This is a genomic window from Pseudomonas sp. microsymbiont 2 (assembly GCF_054788395.1).
In genome coordinates, this window is record NZ_CM139112.1 from 5,749,909 (window position 1) to 5,766,620 (window position 16,712).

10 protein-coding genes are annotated in these 16,712 nt (G+C 63.5%); 8 read left to right on the plus strand and 2 right to left on the minus strand.

Going from position 1 to position 16,712, the window contains the following annotated elements; all coding sequences use genetic code 11:
- Window positions 1–123: 123 nt before the first annotated feature.
- The 7 genes from ACYUME_RS25840 to ACYUME_RS25870 all read left to right on the plus strand — a co-directional run bounded on the left by ACYUME_RS25840 (window position 124) and on the right by ACYUME_RS25870 (window position 12,139).
- Window positions 124–1,611, plus strand: coding sequence for a YifB family Mg chelatase-like AAA ATPase (locus ACYUME_RS25840; RefSeq protein ID WP_279885426.1), 1,488 nt, complete (start codon window positions 124–126; stop codon window positions 1,609–1,611).
- A 667-nt stretch (window positions 1,612–2,278) separates the two neighbouring features.
- Window positions 2,279–5,962, plus strand: coding sequence for a hypothetical protein (locus ACYUME_RS25845; RefSeq protein ID WP_460417566.1), 3,684 nt, complete (start codon window positions 2,279–2,281; stop codon window positions 5,960–5,962).
- Window positions 5,963–6,532: 570 nt separating this feature from the next.
- Entirely contained in the window at window positions 6,533–6,784 is a 252-nt protein-coding gene (locus ACYUME_RS25850) for a DUF2790 domain-containing protein (protein ID WP_279885421.1), read from the plus strand.
- Between the two features lie 31 nt (window positions 6,785–6,815).
- A complete protein-coding gene (locus tag ACYUME_RS25855) occupies window positions 6,816–7,832 on the plus strand; it encodes an alpha/beta hydrolase (RefSeq protein WP_460417567.1) in 1,017 nt (338 codons plus the stop codon).
- A 231-nt stretch (window positions 7,833–8,063) separates the two neighbouring features.
- The gene (locus tag ACYUME_RS25860; protein WP_279885417.1) at window positions 8,064–9,851 is read left to right on the plus strand and encodes a monovalent cation:proton antiporter-2 (CPA2) family protein; all 1,788 of its coding nucleotides are present in this window, start codon (window positions 8,064–8,066) and stop codon (window positions 9,849–9,851) included.
- Window positions 9,852–10,545: 694 nt separating this feature from the next.
- The gene (locus ACYUME_RS25865) at window positions 10,546–10,830 is read left to right on the plus strand and encodes a DUF6124 family protein (RefSeq protein ID WP_460417570.1); all 285 of its coding nucleotides are present in this window, start codon (window positions 10,546–10,548) and stop codon (window positions 10,828–10,830) included.
- Window positions 10,831–11,227: 397 nt separating this feature from the next.
- The gene (locus ACYUME_RS25870; protein WP_460417571.1) at window positions 11,228–12,139 is read left to right on the plus strand and encodes a LysR substrate-binding domain-containing protein; all 912 of its coding nucleotides are present in this window, start codon (window positions 11,228–11,230) and stop codon (window positions 12,137–12,139) included.
- A gap of 93 nt (window positions 12,140–12,232) precedes the next feature.
- Here ACYUME_RS25870 and ACYUME_RS25875 read toward each other — a convergent pair whose 3' ends face one another.
- Both ACYUME_RS25875 and ycaC read right to left on the minus strand, forming a co-directional pair.
- Window positions 12,233–14,071 carry an amidohydrolase gene (locus ACYUME_RS25875; protein WP_460419454.1) on the minus strand — a complete coding sequence of 613 codons (1,839 nt, stop codon included), beginning with the start codon at window positions 14,069–14,071 and terminating at the stop codon, window positions 12,233–12,235.
- A 257-nt stretch (window positions 14,072–14,328) separates the two neighbouring features.
- Window positions 14,329–14,958 (minus strand): isochorismate family cysteine hydrolase YcaC, encoded by a 630-nt coding sequence (gene ycaC / locus ACYUME_RS25880; protein WP_460417573.1) that lies wholly within the window; start codon window positions 14,956–14,958, stop codon window positions 14,329–14,331.
- Between the two features lie 303 nt (window positions 14,959–15,261).
- Here ycaC and ACYUME_RS25885 point away from each other — a divergent pair, with 303 nt between their 5' ends.
- Window positions 15,262–16,689: a mechanosensitive ion channel domain-containing protein gene (locus ACYUME_RS25885; RefSeq protein ID WP_460417574.1), complete on the plus strand. Its 1,428-nt coding sequence runs from the start codon at window positions 15,262–15,264 to the stop codon at window positions 16,687–16,689.
- Window positions 16,690–16,712 lie beyond the last annotated feature (23 nt).

The window sequence follows — 16,712 nt, forward strand, 5'->3', positions numbered from 1 at the left end:
CCGCGCCGTGACCGCGCCTTGCGAAAAACCCCGATGCATTCTTTCCGGCCTCAGCCCGGCGCACGCCACTAAGCTTTGCCGGGCCGCAGGACGCGGCCTTTGCCAGTCAGCACGGAGTGTTCCATGTCCCTCGCCCTTGTCCACAGCCGCGCCCAGGTCGGCGTGCAGGCGCCCGCCGTGAGCGTCGAAACCCACCTGGCCAACGGCCTGCCCACCCTCACCCTGGTCGGCCTGCCGGAGGCCACGGTCAAGGAGAGCAAGGATCGGGTGCGCAGCGCCATCGTCAATTCCGGGCTGGACTACCCCGCCCGGCGCATCACCCAGAACCTCGCCCCCGCCGACCTGCCCAAGGACGGTGGCCGCTACGACCTGGCCATCGCCTTGGGCATCCTCGCCGCCAATGGCCAGGTGCCGGTGGGCATGCTCGGTGATATCGAATGCCTGGGCGAACTGGCCCTGTCCGGCGCGCTGCGCCCGGTGAACGGCGTGCTGCCCGCCGCGCTGGCGGCTCGGGACGCCGGCAGGGCCCTGGTAGTGCCCCGGGAGAACGCCGAAGAGGCCTGCCTGGCCAGCGGCCTTGTGGTGTATGCGGTGGGTCATCTGCAAGAGCTGGTGGCCCACCTCAACGGGCAGCCGACGTTGTCTCCCTACGCGGCCAACGGCCTGTTGCTGGAGCAACGCCCTTATCCCGACCTCAGCGAAGTCCAGGGCCAGTTCGCGGCCAAGCGCGCCCTGCTGGTGGCCGCGGCCGGCGCGCACAACCTGCTGTTCACCGGCCCGCCGGGCACCGGCAAGACCCTGCTCGCCAGCCGCCTGCCTGGGCTGCTGCCACCGCTGGACGAGCGCGAGGCGCTGGAGGTGGCGGCGATTCGCTCGGTCAGCGGCCATGCCCCGCTCGACTGCTGGCCACAGAGGCCATTTCGCCATCCGCACCACTCCGCCTCCGGCCCGGCACTAGTGGGCGGTGGCAGCCGCCCGCAGCCCGGCGAGATCACCCTGGCGCACCATGGCGTCTTGTTTCTCGACGAGTTGCCCGAATTCGAACGGCGCGTGCTGGAGGTGCTGCGCGAGCCGCTGGAGTCCGGCGAGATCGTGGTGGCCAGGGCCAAGGACCGGGTGCGCTTTCCAGCGCGCTTTCAGCTGGTGGCGGCGATGAACCCCTGCCCCTGCGGCTACCTGGGCGACCCCACCGGCCGCTGCCGTTGCAGCAGCGAGCAAATCCAGCGCTACCGCAACAAGCTCTCCGGCCCCTTGCTCGACCGCATCGACCTGCACCTGACGGTGGCCCGGGAAAGTACCGTGCTGACCCATCAGCCCAGCGGCGAGACCAGCGCCAGCGTTGGCCTGCAGGTAGCCGAGGCACGGCAGCTGCAACAACGCCGACAGGGCTGCGCCAATGCGTTTCTCGACCTCAAGGGGTTGCGCCGACACTGCCCGCTGGAACCTGTTGACCAGGCCTGGTTGGAGCAGGCCTGCGAACGCCTGACGCTGTCGCTGCGGGCAGCGCACCGGCTACTGAAGGTCGCCCGCACACTGGCGGACCTCGAGGGGGCGCATGCCATTGCCAGGCGGCATCTGGCGGAGGCGTTGCAGTACCGACCCAGTGCCTGACTCGCCGGCATGCATTGTTTGCCAACGTTCGAGAAGCGCCAGCGTCGGTAATCACAGCTTCAGAGTGCCGAGATCGAGGTCGAGCCTGTCATGCCCACCGCATGCAAAAGGTCATAGGCACAGACATGAAATGCTGATCTGGCAGTTGAACATGATGTCACCAGCAACACGCGGTTTGGTGCCCTCCCTGAAGTTGCAAATAGGTATCATTACACATAACATGCGATCCCACCCTGGTTTCGAGTCGCATGATGCGAGCAGCCTGATCCAGCGTTTTCATGGAGCGAAGAATTTTGCCGCAAATACCCCCTCTCCTCTCATGCCTGCCTGAGAGAGCCCCTGCCTTATTTCCAATATGCCGAAGACCTGCCTTGGGCACCAAGCAAGCACAATCGAATAACTACCAATACAAATAAGATGTATTGACTTGGCACATGTTCCAATTAGGCACCTGTATTACGAACGCATGCGAAATAAATCTTAGGCATGGTGCCGATTTAATATTTTAAATCCGGCAAGCACGCTTCCTTACACACTACGCCACGCCAAACCCGCTCATAATCCCGGGAAGCCTCAGCCAGAAGAGTTACAGGTCACAAATAGCCACTAACAGCGCACATGAAGCATCAGCCCGTGCAAGACCTAGATCATGGAGTTAGGATCTACTATGAAACGCCGTAACATTCGTATGCTTTTTGCTACTTTGCTAGCCTGCCAGGTTGGACCTGGCATGGCTGCCGAGTGGAATGCCGCCGCTGCCGCACCCAAGCTGGACAAGTTTTTCTCGCTGGCGAAACTAGACACCAACGATGTAGACCGTTGGACCGGTGGGTTGCGATTGAAATATGTAGATGTTTCAATTCCTGGCCCAGCGGGCATGGATATCGAAGTCGTTCGATCGTATGACAGCAACTCGCTCTCGACGAACTCAACCACTACCTATCTTCAGTCCTTCAACTGGGCCGCATTGGGACCTGGCTGGCGACTGTCATCCAGCCCACGCATTTACTCTGAAAACAACTTCAGCATCCTGTGGCAGCCTGCCACCAATCAATACAGAGGCGCGAACTACCATAATGTAGGACTGCATATGTTATGCAGCGGTGCAGCCGTGCCTAGCGGCGCATCGGAAGGTAATGCCAACAGCACGCAAAACACCATTTTCATCGAAACCCCTAATGGGGATGTTGAACGCCTCTACCTGGCGGGAAACTATACCGCCTACTCCAAGGGGAACTGGAAAGCCACTTGCACCGGTGGCAACCTCAGCGCGTACTCGCCCGACGGCAGGCACTATAGTTTCGGCGCATTCTCCAACTCGAAGATTGGCAGGGTCTTCTACAACAACCTGGACCGGATCCTGACCGGTCCAGACCGTATGCCCACCGAGCCGCCGGTCAAGACCATCACCTACCTGGATGCCTTGTCTGCCACGGATGCCTCCGGGAACACGTTAACGTTCACCTATAAAGACCTTGGAAAACCGATTCCCAAGTGGCCCATACCTGGCGTTAGCAAATATCCCACTTTTGAAGGAATATCTGGCGAGCGCCCTTCCTACTTCGAACTCCCCACAAGCGTGCTGACAAGTATTAAGTCGAGCGATGGCAGATCGCTTGAATTGAGCTACGACAGCACGACCGGCCGGCTTTTGTCCATGGTCGACCAGCAGGGCAACACCTGGAGTTACGCGTACTCTGCAGACTCTGCGAGCGCCAGTTCCGCGCTTTCAAAAGTCACGCTGCCAGGCGGTGAGTACAGCTGGTCCTATACCTATTACGGCGGCGCTTACCAATTTGCCTTGTCCGACCAGAGAAATACCGTCACCCCCATCAACCCACTCAACACCGACACCATCAGCCGCAGAAAACTATCCAGTGTCAGAAACCCTTTAGGCGGTGTTACCTCATACACCTATGGCCATCAATATTTTTCAACCAACAGTCATACAAAAACCAACGTATACGTAGCCAAGAAAGAACTCTCCGACGGGTCGGTCTGGCAGTACTCGTATACCCGCGGTGGCGTCGGCGCCTATGACACGACCACGATCAAAGGCCCAGCAGGAACAGAGGTCTATCAGTTCTATGGGTTTGGCTACGTTGCAGATGCGCCATCGGGGTTCGAGAACAACCTCTGGCGAGTGGGCCTGCCGGTCTCCATCACACGCGGCGATCGCTACTCCGAAACGTACACATACCAGAAGCGTGTTTTTCTCGACAAAACGTTGAACATGATGGAGCTTGGCTTTTTCCTTGATGAGAAAGTCTGGGCTGGCGACATTGAATCCAGGAGCATCAATGCTGATGGCGCCTTATTCACGACCCGTTATACAAACTACGATGAGTATGGAAAACCGGGTGTAAAAGTCGAAACAGGGCCAGGCGGCGGTACTCGAACGACCACCTACACCTACCATAACGATCCAAGCAAATGGATCATCGGCAAGCCCAAAAGCGAAAACTCCCAAGCGGGGGCCTCGAGCTGGTCCTACGATGCCTCCGGACGCATGCTCAGTGAAACACGCGACGGCGTGACCACCTCGTACACCTACGATGGCCTCGGCAACCTCGCCAGCAAAACACTGCCTGGCAACCACGTGCATAGCTATTCCAACTACAAGCGCGGCATCTCCCAGACCGAAGTTCAGCCCGAAGGTGTCACGCTCACTCGCGTCGTCGATGACGGCGGCAACGTCACTGCCCTGACCAACGGTGAAGGAAAGACGACCCGCTTTACCTACGATGGCTTGAGACGCGTAACCGCAGAGACACCCCCGCTGGGCAACGCTGAAATCACCACCTATGCAGCCACCAGCAAAACCATCGCGCGCGGCAATTTGCTCGAAGTTGTCCAGTATGACCCGTTCGGTCGTGTCGCCAGCGTCACCCTGGGCGGCATCACCACCCGTTATGCCTATGACGGCCTTGGCCGTCGCACCTTCGTTTCCGACCCTGGGGCCACGACGGGCACGCACTACCAGTACGACGCCCTTGGTCGTGTCATCCGCGTGACCAACGCCGACAACAGCTACAAAACCATCGCTTATGGCGCGGCGACTCGCGCCATCACCGACGAGCGAGGCAAGACCACCACCGAAACCTATCGAGGTTACGGCAATCCGAACCAATCGCAATTGATGGCCATCAGCGCCCCCGAGCCAAGCGCAAACATCGTCCTCACCCGTGATGCGGCAAACCGTGTCACCTCGGTCACGCAGGGGGGCCTCACCCGCACCTACGGCTACAACGCCAACGGTTATCTGACCAGCACATCCAACCCGGAAACCGGTCAGACCGTGTATGGCCGTGACGCGGCCGGCAACATGATCAGCAAGCAGGTCGGAGCCTCCGGCATTACCCGTTATGGCCATGATGGCCAGAACCGCCTCAAAAGCGTGATCTACCCTGGGACGACCCCCGCCGTCAGCAACACCTACGACAAGACCGGCAAGCTTCTGGCCAGCACCAGCAGCGGTGGCAATCGAACCATGGCCTATGACGCCGCGGGTAACCTGCTCCAGCAGAGCCTGACCCTCGACGGCAAGACCTTCACCGCCAGCTACGGCTACAACGCCAACAACCAGCTCGCCAGCATCACCTACCCGCAGTCCGCGAGGGTGGTCAATTACGCCCCGGATGCCCTCGGCCGCCCGACGATGGTGTCTGGCTACGTCAGCAACGTCAGCTACTGGCCCTCTGGAATGATCAACCAGATCACCTATGCCAACGGCACCACGACCACCTACACCCAGACGCCAAGGCTGTGGCCGGCGACCTTCACCACCGCCAAGGCCGGCGGCGCCACCTATGGCAGCAGCGCCTACGCGTACGACAGTACCGGCAACCTGACGACCATCCACGACGCCCTCGACAGTAGCTTCAACCGCACGCTCGATTACGACGGCATCAACCGCCTGACCGGTGCCGCGGGCTACTGGGGGGCAGGCAGCATCAGCTATGACGGCGTCGGCAACCTGCTCAAGCAGACCTATGGCGCAACCAGCCTCAATTACGCCTATGACGCCCAGAACCGCCTGGCCTCGGTCAGTGGCCAGCGCGCCGGCGGCTTCACCTACGACGCCTACGGCAACATCGCCAGCAGCGCAGGCACCACCTACACCTATGACGACGTGCCCAACCTGGTGTGCATCAATTGCGCCGTGGCCGCCAGCAAGGTCGAGTACCAGTACGACGCCGCCAATCAGCGCAGCAGCGTGACCAAGGCCGGACGCAAGGTGTACGAAATGCATGATAGCGACGGCAAGCAGCTCATCGAGCTCGATGGCGCGACCCTTACCGAGTACATCTACCTCGGCGACAAACGCATCGCCGAACGCGTCAGCCCTTGAGGGATGCCTGATGCTGCCGGCAACCTGAAATGGAAGGAGAGCGACAAACCCTATGGCGACAAGCTGACCCGTTCAGCGGCCAGCGGGTTACTGCAGTTCACGCGGTAACTCTGTGCTGGCGCCCTACACCAGCCTGACAAGATGAGCATGCGGGCTTCGTGATGTCACGGAGCTCCGCATTTCGACGGCCAGCCGTGAGCGCATGGGCCGCTGGCAACGCTTGGCGATAGGCTGACGCAGTCATTGCGCAAGCATTGCAATGCCGCCCTAGAGCACCTGGTTCTGCCTCAAAAGCACGGCGCGGTCCCTGTGGGAGCGGGTTTACCCGCGAAACAGGCACCGCGGTGCTTGGCACCAGCTACGCGGGTGCTCGCGCAAGACCCGCCGCCACAGAACCAAACTAAGCCACCAACTCATACACAGCTGCATCGCGGCCAAGACCTCTCTCCAAGACACTCTCGATCAGCGTCATAGTGGAAATTTATTTTGCACGCTAAATATTAGCGCGCAATATTCGACTCAAGCAGCAAGCAGTCGCCAATCCCACTCAACAGAACCTGGAGAACGATCATGACCCTTCGCAAAGCCTTCGCCCTCACCGTCACCACCCTGGCCCTCGGCACCAGCGCCGCCAGCTTCGCCAGCGAAGCCACCCCGTACCGCTACGGCATGGATCTGGACATCGCCAAGGTCGTCAGCGTCGATGCACCCGCCAGTGCTCAAGGCCAGGCCAGCACCGCCACCCTGACCTACCGCGACAGCAGCGGCCAGTTGCGCGCCGTGAGCTACGTGCAACCCACCGTCCTCGCCAACCAGAACTGAGCCGCGACTCACCCGCCAAAGGAGCTAGAACATGAAACTGTCCCACACCCTGACCGCAGGCCTGCTGGCCCTCGCCGTGAACAGCGCCTTCGCCGCCGGCAGCCCCGGCGTCGAGCACACCACCCAGGGCTTCCTCGAGGCCCTGGCCGCTGGTGGCGGCAAGCCGCTGGAAACCCTCTCGCCCAAGGATGCCCGCGCGGTACTGAGCGGGGCCCAGGCCGGGGTGAAGGTCGACCTGTCGGGGATCCGCGTCGAACGCCGGACCATCCAGGCCGACGGCCAGCCGCTGGAGATCCGCGTGGTGCGGCCCGAAGGCGCCAAGGGTGAACTGCCAGTGTTCATGTTCTTCCACGGCGGCGGCTGGGTGCTGGGCGACTACCCCACCCACGAACGCCTGATCCGTGACCTGGTGGTGGGCTCCGGTGCTGCGGCGGTCTACGTCGACTACACGCCATCGCCGGAAGCCAGGTTCCCCACCGCGATCAACCAGGCCTATGCCGCCACCCGCTGGGTCGCCGAGCACGGCCAGGAGATCGGCGTGGATGGCAGCCGCCTGGCGGTGGCCGGCAACAGCGTCGGCGGCAACATGGCTGCGGTGGTGGCGATCAAGGCCAAGGAGGCCGGCACGCCGAAGCTGCGCTTCCAGGCCCTGCTGTGGCCGGTGACCGACGCCAACTTCAACAACGCGTCGTATAACCAGTTCGCCGAAGGCCACTTCCTGACCCGCAACATGATGCAGTGGTTCTGGAGCAACTACACCACCGACCCGCGCCAGCGCGACGACATCCATGCCTCGCCGCTGCGCGCCAGTCTCGAGCAGTTGAAAGGCCTGCCGCCGGCCCTGGTGCAGACCGCCGAGATGGATGTGCTGCGCGACGAAGGCGAAGCCTATGCCCGCAAGCTGGACGCCGCCGGGGTACCGGTGACCGCCGTGCGCTACAACGGCCTGATCCATGACTACGGCCTGCTCAATGTGCTGAGCACCGTGCCCAGTGTGCGCAGTGCCATGGACCAGGCAGCGCAGGCCTTGAAAACCCATCTGCAATAAGTAGCCGATAACCATCGCGGGGCAAGCCCGCTCCCACGCAAGGATTAAGACCTGCGTGGGAGCGGGCTTGCCCCGCGATGGATTCGGCAAAGGTCCCACTTTCAGAACGCTGCTTCCTGTAACCCCGGGATTGTCCTGTTTCCTTCCCCACCCGAAAATGCCCGCCTTTTTCATCGATGGCATAAGCTGTTGCATCAATCGCTGCCGCACGCAGTTCAAGGAGTCCGAGCAATGCCACACGAAGGCAGCCTTCTACAAACCGCCGTCATCTTCCTCCTCGCCGCCGTGGTCGCCGTGCCCCTGGCCAAGCGCCTGCAACTGGGCGCCGTGCTCGGCTACCTGCTGGCCGGCGTGGCCATCGGCCCGCAGGCCCTGGGACTGATCCGCGACACCGAGAGCGTCGCGCACATCTCCGAGCTGGGCGTTGTCCTGCTGCTGTTCATCATCGGCCTGGAGCTGTCGCCCCGGCGCCTGTGGCTGATGCGCAAGTCGGTGTTCGGCGTCGGCACCGCGCAGGTGGTCCTGACCGGCGCGGCGCTCGGCGCCATCGCCCTGTTCGGCTTCAGCCAAAGCCTGCCGGCGGCCATCGTGCTCGGCCTGGGCCTGGCGCTGTCGTCCACCGCCCTGGGCCTGCAGAGCCTGGCCGAGAGCAAGCAGCTCAACGCGCCCCACGGCCGCCTGGCCTTCGCCATCCTGCTGTTCCAGGACATCGCCGCGATCCCGCTGATCGCCCTGGTGCCGCTGCTGGCCGCCAGCGGCCCGGACACCAGCCAAGGCGACAGCTTCGAACATGGCCTGAAGGTGTTCGCCAGCATCGCCATCGTCATCGTCGGCGGCCGCTACCTGCTGCGCCCGCTGTTTCGCACCGTCGCCCGCACCGGCCTGCCGGAGGTGTCCACCGCCACCGCGTTGCTGGTGGTGATTGGCACTGCCTGGCTGATGGAGGAAGCCGGTATTTCCATGGCCCTGGGCGCCTTCCTCGCCGGCCTGCTGCTGGCCGACTCCGAGTACCGCCACGAACTGGAAGCGCAGATCGAACCGTTCAAGGGCCTGCTGCTGGGGCTGTTCTTCATCAGCGTCGGCATGGGCGCCAACCTGCGCCTGCTGCTGGAAATGCCGCTGGTGCTGCTGGGCATGACCGTGCTGTTGATCGCGGTGAAACTGGTACTGCTGATCGGCGTCGGCCGCATCGCCGGGGGCCTCAACAGCGCCAGCGCCCTGCGCCTGGGCATGGTGCTGGCGGCCGGTGGCGAATTTGCCTTCGTGGTGTTCAAGCTGGGCAAGGACCAGGGCCTGTTCGACACCCTGACCTACGACCTGCTGCTGATGACCATCACCCTGTCGATGGCCCTCACCCCGCTGCTGATGATCGGCTGCGCCCGCGCCCTCAAGCGCCCGCAACCGGCCCGGGAAGTGCCCGAGCAGTACAAGCAGATCGACGCCGGCACGCCACGGGTGGTGATCGTCGGCATGGGCCGCATGGGCCAGATCGTCGCGCGCATCCTGCGGGCGCAGAAGATCCCCTTCGTCGCCCTGGAAACCTCGGTGGACACCATCGAGATGACCCGCATGTTCGAGCAGGTGCCGGTGTTCTACGGCGACCCGTCGCGCACCGAGGTGTTGCATGCGGCCAAGGTCGGCGATGCGGAGTACGTGATCATCACCATCGACGACCCCGAGGCCGCGACCCGCACCGCGGAGCGGGTCAAGCGCCTGTACCCGCACCTGAAGGTCATCGCCCGGGCACGCAACCGCCAGCATGTGCACAAGCTGGTGGACGTGGGCGCCGAGCCGATTCGCGAGACTTACCATTCCAGCCTGGAGATGAGCCGGCGGGCGCTGGTCGGGCTGGGGCTGACGGAGGCCCAGGCGGCGGATCGCATCGCCCGCTTCACCGAGCATGACGAGCAGGTGCTGGAGGCCCAGGGGCATGTGCGCGATGACCGGGCCAAGGTGATGCAGACGGCCAAGGAAGCGCGGGTGGAGCTGGAGCGGTTGTTTGCGTCGGATGAGGATTGAGGGCCTCCCGTGCATGTCTTGAGGGTTATTTCGCCCATGAGATCGAGCGCCGCCCGCGCGGCGCATCGCGACGCAAGGCCGCTCCTACATTTGTTGCAACGTGCCGAACCTGTCAGGCCATGGTTGCCCGCCTTGGTGCATGTCTTGAGACAGGTGAGGCGCCAGTGGTGCCCACATTGAAACCGAGTTGTACCAACAAGGCGGACCAGGTAATGGCACAGGATTGACTGGCCCGAAACAGATGTAGGAGCGGCCTTGTGTCGCGATGCGCCGCGCGGGCGGCGCTCGGTCTGATAGGCGCCATATCCCTACAGGCTTGCGCCTGGTGGCCATTACTCAAGATCACCGGAAAACCGCGCACATTCAACATCGCCAGATAGCTCCCACAACTCCTGAAGACTTTTCTCGCTAGGCAACCTACATCCAAGGAAATACCCTACAAAGTCTGTCGATACCCTTCTGATTGTCCGGGGAAATCATGCCCTCTAGGCTGACCGGGTCGCTGTCGGTTCAGCGATCGGGCGTGGAAACCCGGCTGGTTGGTTATCGGATTATCTGTCGTAACGGCAGCTGTACGCGGGAGGCCGTAAGGCCTGCCGGGGTTCTCCGATAACCTGGTTTTCCACCCCGTGTACAGCCGCCACCCTTCGCGTGGAAACGGACGGTGCCGGTCAATTTCTATCGGAGTTTGACCATGAAAAAAATCGTCCCCGACCCACCGCTCCCCGACACCCGCCACCACCCCTTCGGCAAATGCGACGCCGGCCACCCACCGCTGTTCGCGGTCAACCCCAATATCAACGCCCACGACGCCCTGGTGCATGTCGCCGAGTACCTGCGCAGTGCCTACAACGTCGGCTACAAGGCGCTGGAGCATATGGATGAAGCCGGCAGGAGCCTGTTGTGGGCCAGCCTGCATGGCATCGAGATGGCCGAAGGCCTGACGGAGGCAATGCTGGAGGGTATTGAGTCGTCCTGAGAAGCGGATCGCATGAGGGCCGCCAAGTGCTTGCCGATGGCCTTGCAGCGCCTATGAGATCGAGCGCCGCCCGCGCGGCGCATCGCGACACAAGGCCGCTCCTACATCTGTTTCGGGCCAGTCAATCCTGTGCCATTACCGGGTCCGCCTTGTGGGTACGACGCGGTCTCAGCGTGGGCACCACTGCCGCTCCACCTGTCTCAAGACATGCACCAAGGCGGGCAACCATGGCCTGACAGGTTCGGCACGTTGCAACAAATGTAGGAGCGGCCTTGCGTCGCGATGCGCCGCGCGGGCGGCGCTCGATCTCATAGGCGCTACAACTCTATCGCCCTGCACCTCAGCCCCACCACCCGGTAGACTGCGAACCACCCCTGCCCCGTCGCGGAGACCGCTCTTGGAAGACCTCAACTCCCTCTACTACTTCACCCAGGTGGTCGAGCACGGTGGCTTCGCCCCGGCCGGGCGGGCGCTGGACATGCCCAAGTCCAAGCTCAGCCGGCGCATCGCCGACCTGGAGGAGCGCCTCGGCGTGCGCCTGCTGCACCGCACCAGCCGGCACTGCTCGCTGACCGAAATCGGCCAGGCCTACTACAACCGCTGTCTGGCCATGCGCGTGGAAGCCGAGGGCGCCGCCGAGATCATCGAGCGCAACCGCAGCGAGCCACGCGGGCTGGTGCGCATCAGCTGCCCGACCACCCTGCTCAACTCCTGGGTCGGGCCGATGCTGACCCGCTACATGCTCAAGTACCCGCAGGTGGAGCTGTTCATCGAGAGCACCAACCGGCGCGTCGATCTGTTGCATGAGGGCTTCGACGTGGCACTGCGGGTGCGTTTCCCGCCGCTGGAGAACACCGACATGGTGATGAAGGTGCTGAGCAACAGTACCCAGTGCCTGGTCGGCCACCCGTCGTTTCTCGAACAGCTTGCGCAAGGCTTTGATCCGCAGCAGCTCAGCGAGCTACCCAGCGTCCATTGGGGCGGGGCCCAGCGTGAATATCAGTGGGAGCTGTTCCAGGGTGAGGACATGAGCCACAGCCTGGTGATCCCGCACAAACCACGGATGGTCACCGACGACCTGTTCGCGCTGCGGCATTTCGTGGTGGCGGGCGTGGGGATCGCGCACCTGCCCAGGGTGGCGGTGCGCGAGGACCTGGCGGCGGGGCGGTTGGTGGAGATGCTGCCAGGCTGGCATCCGCGTTGCGGTATCGTGCATGCGATCTTCCCGTCGCGGCGCGGGTTGCTGCCGTCGGTGCGGTCGTTGATCGATCATCTGGCGGAGGAGTTCGCCATCAGCGACATGGCGTAGTACGCCATCGCGGGGCAAGTCGGGCCGCCGCATCGCCGCTCCCACGAAGCCCTGTAGTCTCGGTGGGAGCGGGCTTGCCCCGCGATCAGGCCATCAGAAGGCGAAGCAGGAACAACCCAACGCCCCCCAGAAGCCCTGGTAATCACTCACCGGCACACTGGAATGCCGCGCCTTCTCATGGCTGTGGGCATGCACCCCGCACGGCCCGACACACTGGTGCAGCGCCGCCACCATCGGCGCCCCGGCGCGCCAGTGCCCCGGCACCTTGGCCACCGGCGACCACTCCGGCAACACCGGCACCTGCGCGGGGCCCAGCTTGTCGAACTCGGCGGCGCCGTACACCACCTTGCCGTCGACGATGGTCAGCACCGACTCGATGCCCTTGATCGCCTCTTCATCGACGCTGAAGAAGTCCAGCGACAGCGCCGCCAGGTCCGCCAGCTGACCGACCTTGATCTGCCCCTTCTTGCCCTGCTCGCTGGAGAACCAGGCGCTGCCATGGGTGAACAGCTGCAGCGCGGTCTCGCGGCTCAGACCCTCCGGATACAGTTCCAGCCCGCCGACGGTCTTGCCGCTGACCATCCAGTACAGCGAAGTCCACGGGTTGTAGCTGGACACCCGGGTAGCGTCGGTGCCGGCGCCGACCGGCACGCCCTCGGCAAGCATGCGCTGGATCGGCGGGGTCTTCTCGGCAGCCTTGGCGCCATAGCGGTCGACGAAGTACTCGCCCTGGAAGGCCATGCGGTCCTGGATGGCGATGCCACCGCCCAGCGCCCTCACCCGCTCGATGTTCTTCGGCGTGATGGTCTCGCAATGATCGAAGAACCACGGCAGGCCATTGAACGGGATTTCACGGTTGACCTTCTCGAACACATCGAGCATGCGCGAGATCGACTCGTCGTAGGTGGCGTGCAGGCGAAACGGCCAGCGCTGCTCGACCAGGTGACGCACCACCGGTTCCAGCTCCTGTTCCATGGCCTGCGGCAGGTCCGGGCGCGGTTCGAGGAAGTCCTCGAAGTCGGCGGCGGAGAACACCAGCATCTCGCCGGCGCCGTTGTGACGGAAGAAGTCGTTGCCGTCGCCGGGCTTGACCTTCTGCGTCCAGTTCTTGAAGTCGGCCAGTTCTTCCTTGGGCTTCTGGGTGAACAGGTTGTAGGCAATGCGCACGGTCAGCTGGTCGTTGTCGGCCAGCTCCTGGATCACCTGATAGTCGTCCGGGTAGTTCTGGTAGCCGCCGCCGGCATCGATGGCGCTGGTCAGGCCCAGGCGGTTGAGCTCGCGCATGAACTGGCGGGTGGAGTTGACCTGGTACTCCAGCGGCAGCTTCGGCCCCTTGGCCAGGGTGGCGTAGAGAATAGTGGCGTTGGGTCGGGCGATGAGCATGCCGGTGGGATTGCCGAACTTGTCGCGCTGGATCTCGCCGCCCGGCGGGTTGGGCGTGTCCTTGGTGTAGCCCACCGCCTTGAGCGCGGCGCGGTTGAGCAGCGCGCGATCGTAGAGGTGGAGCAGGAACACCGGGGTGTCCGGCGCGGCCTGGTTGATCTCTTCCAGCGTGGGCATGCGCTTCTCGGCGAACTGGAACTCGTTCCAGCCACCGACCACGCGCACCCACTGCGGGGTCGGCGTGCGCTCGGCCTGGTCCTTGAGCATGCGCAGGGCGTCGGCCAGCGAGGGCACGCCTTCCCAGCGCAGTTCGAGGTTGTAGTTAAGGCCGCCACGGATCAAGTGCAGGTGCGAGTCGTTCAGGCCCGGAATCACCGTGCGCTGCTTGAGATCGATGATCTGCGTGGCGGTCCCCTTGTGGGCCATGGCTTCGGCATCGCTGCCCACGGCGATGAACTTGCCGTCCTTGATGGCCACGGCGCTGGCGGTGGGCTTCTCGCGGTCAACGGTGTGCAACTTGCCGTTGAACAGAATGAGGTCGGCGGACATGGGATCTCCTGAAATGCCGGCATGGGCGGAATCAGTGAACGGCAATGCGCTCCACAGCGCGCCGGCGGCGCCGAGCACGGTGCCGGTGGCGAGGAACTTGCGGCGGCTCTGGTCGGTGGGATCCTGGCTCATGGTGCTCTCCATTCGGACGAGTGATCGGCAGGCGGTTAAGGCTAGCAATGGAACAGGGCGGGCGCTCAGCGCGACGCACCTGAAAATGGGTGGGCCAGGCACCGAACCGGTGCCTGGCAGGCGGCTTACTTGGCAGCAGTCAGGGCGTTGTAACTGGTGATCAGGTTGCGGTAGTCCGGGATGTGGTTGGAGAACAGCGCCGCCAGCCCCTCGACATCGTTGCGCCAGTCGCGGTGCAGCTCACAGGCCACGCCAAACCAGGTCATCAGTTGCGCGCCAGCCTGGCTCATGCGGTTGTGGGCCGCGTCGCGGGTCATTTCGTTGAAAGTACCGGAGGCGTCGGTCACCACGAACACCTCGAACTCCTCTTCAAGGGCCGCCAGCGCCGGGAACGCCACGCACACTTCGGTCACCACGCCGGCGATGATCAGCTGCTTCTTGCCGGTGGCCTTCACCGCCTTGACGAAATCTTCGTTGTCCCAGGCGTTGATCTGGCCGGGGCGGGCGATGTACGGGGCGTCCGGGAACAGTTCTTTCAGCTCCGGCACCAGCGGGCCGTTGGGGCCTTGCTCGAAGCTGGTGGTGAGGATGGTCGGCAGGTTGAAGTACTTGGCAAGGTCGGCCAGGGCCAGGACGTTGTTCTTGAAGCGGTCCGGCTCGATGTCGCGGACCAGGGACAGCAGTCCGGCCTGGTGGTCGACCAGCAGTACGGCGGCGTCGTCTTTGTTCAGGCGGTTGTATTTGAAGTTGTTCATTGCCGGTGCTCCTTGGGTTTCGATCTTCAGTGGGGTGGGTGTTTCGCGTTGATGGGAGAAGATTAAAACCTGGACCTTTGCGGCGGTAGATAGTGAAATTTGGCTGTAGCGTTCTATTTTACGAACGATAAATTGGCCTTGCCTGTTCTGGCCTTATCGCGGGGCAAGCCCGCTCCCACGTCGGCAACATGGCTTGCGTGGGAGCGGGCTTGCCCCGCGATTGCGATACCCGCAGACAGTCATTGCCCGCCACCCCAACCTGCTCTATTACTACCCACAGCCCTCCCCCGCACCGAGACCACCATGCTGGCGTTCATCCAGTCATACCCGCTGTTGCTCGGCACCTTGCTGATCCTGCTCGACCTGCTGCTCTGGCAGCTGATCCCGCTGCACCACCGGGCCTGGCGCATCGCCACGCGGCTGCTGTGCTTCCTGCTGTTCAGCACGGTGCTGCTGACGGCGGGCATGAGCCCGTTGCAGCCCCCGCCCTGGGCCGACGATGTCCCGCGCAACCTGATGGCCACGGTACTGGCGATCGGCTGGTGGCTGTTCGCCGCGCGCACGGTGACGGTGGTGTTCGGCCTGCTGCTGGTAGCCCGCGGCAGCCACGGCGGGCGCCTGCTGCAGGATGTGCTCGGCGCGCTGATCTTCCTCGCGGCGGTGGTGGCCGCGGCGGCTTATGTGATGCAGCTTCCGGTCAAGGGGCTGCTGGCGACCTCCGGGGTGATGGCCATCGTCATCGGCCTGGCCTTGCAGAGCACGCTTGCCGACGTATTCTCGGGCATCGTGCTGAACACCACGCGGCCCTATCAGATCGGCGACTCGATCTCCATCGACGGCACCGAGGGCAAGGTCGTGGACATCGACTGGCGAGCCACCCGGCTGATCACCGGCAACAGCAGCCTGGCGGTGATCCCCAACTCGGTGGCGGCCAAGGCCAAGATCCTCAATTTCAGCCGCCCGGCCGAGGTGCACGGGGTGTCGATCAGCGTGGTGGTGCCGGCCAAGGTGCGCCCGCAATGGGTATTCGACGCGCTGGAGAAGGCCCTGCAGGGCACCAGCATGCTGCTGGACAAGCCGGCGCCCAAGGTCACGGTAAAGACCTCGACGCTGGAATCGGTGGAGTACGAGGCCAGCGGTTTCATCGCCGACATGTCGCGCAAGACCGAGGCGCGCAATCAGCTGTTCGACCTGGCCCACCGCCACCTGGAGGCCAGCGGCGTGACCTGGAACATCGACCTTGGCGCCCCCGTGCGCAGCCGCCAGCGCGAGCTGCTGGACGAGGTGACGGTGTTCCGTTCGTTGACCAATGAAGAGCGCGACACCCTCAGCCAGCGCATGAGCACGGTGGAATACCTGGCCGACCAGGTCATCCTGGGCATCGGCGAACGTTCGGAGCATGTGCTGCTGATCAGCCGGGGCGTGATACTGGCGTCGGTGCGCGATGGCGAGCGGATGATCGAGGGCGGGCGCATGGGCCCTGGGGAGGTGCTGGGGCTCGAGGGGCTGGTGGACGACGAAGCCTCGCCCGTCGAGTTCCGCGCCCTGAGCGGCTGCATGCTCTATCGCATCGACAAGGAGCAAGTACGTGGTTGCCTGGTCGAAAGCGGCGATGTGAAGTCGGCGCTGACCAAGCTGCAGCGGTTCCGGCGGATGAAGCGTGAATCACTGTTGCTGCAGAAGCCGACGCTGGTGAAGAAAGGTGGGTTCCTGAGCTGGTTGCACAAGTAGCCAAGCACCGCCATCCCCCTGTA

Bases quoted from the DNA above. Each gene is read 5' to 3' on its own strand.
- ACYUME_RS25850 (WP_279885421.1), top strand. From the start codon at position 6,533: ATGACCCTTCGCAAAGCCTTCGCCCTCACCGTCACCACCCTGGCCCTC.
- ycaC (WP_460417573.1), bottom strand. From the start codon at position 14,958: ATGAACAACTTCAAATACAACCGCCTGAACAAAGACGACGCCGCCGTA.
- ACYUME_RS25840 (WP_279885426.1), top strand. From the start codon at position 124: ATGTCCCTCGCCCTTGTCCACAGCCGCGCCCAGGTCGGCGTGCAGGCG.
- ACYUME_RS25855 (WP_460417567.1), top strand. From the start codon at position 6,816: ATGAAACTGTCCCACACCCTGACCGCAGGCCTGCTGGCCCTCGCCGTG.
- ACYUME_RS25845 (WP_460417566.1), top strand. From the start codon at position 2,279: ATGAAACGCCGTAACATTCGTATGCTTTTTGCTACTTTGCTAGCCTGC.
- ACYUME_RS25860 (WP_279885417.1), top strand. From the start codon at position 8,064: ATGCCACACGAAGGCAGCCTTCTACAAACCGCCGTCATCTTCCTCCTC.
- ACYUME_RS25875 (WP_460419454.1), bottom strand. From the start codon at position 14,071: ATGTCCGCCGACCTCATTCTGTTCAACGGCAAGTTGCACACCGTTGAC.
- ACYUME_RS25885 (WP_460417574.1), top strand. From the start codon at position 15,262: ATGCTGGCGTTCATCCAGTCATACCCGCTGTTGCTCGGCACCTTGCTG.
- ACYUME_RS25865 (WP_460417570.1), top strand. From the start codon at position 10,546: ATGAAAAAAATCGTCCCCGACCCACCGCTCCCCGACACCCGCCACCAC.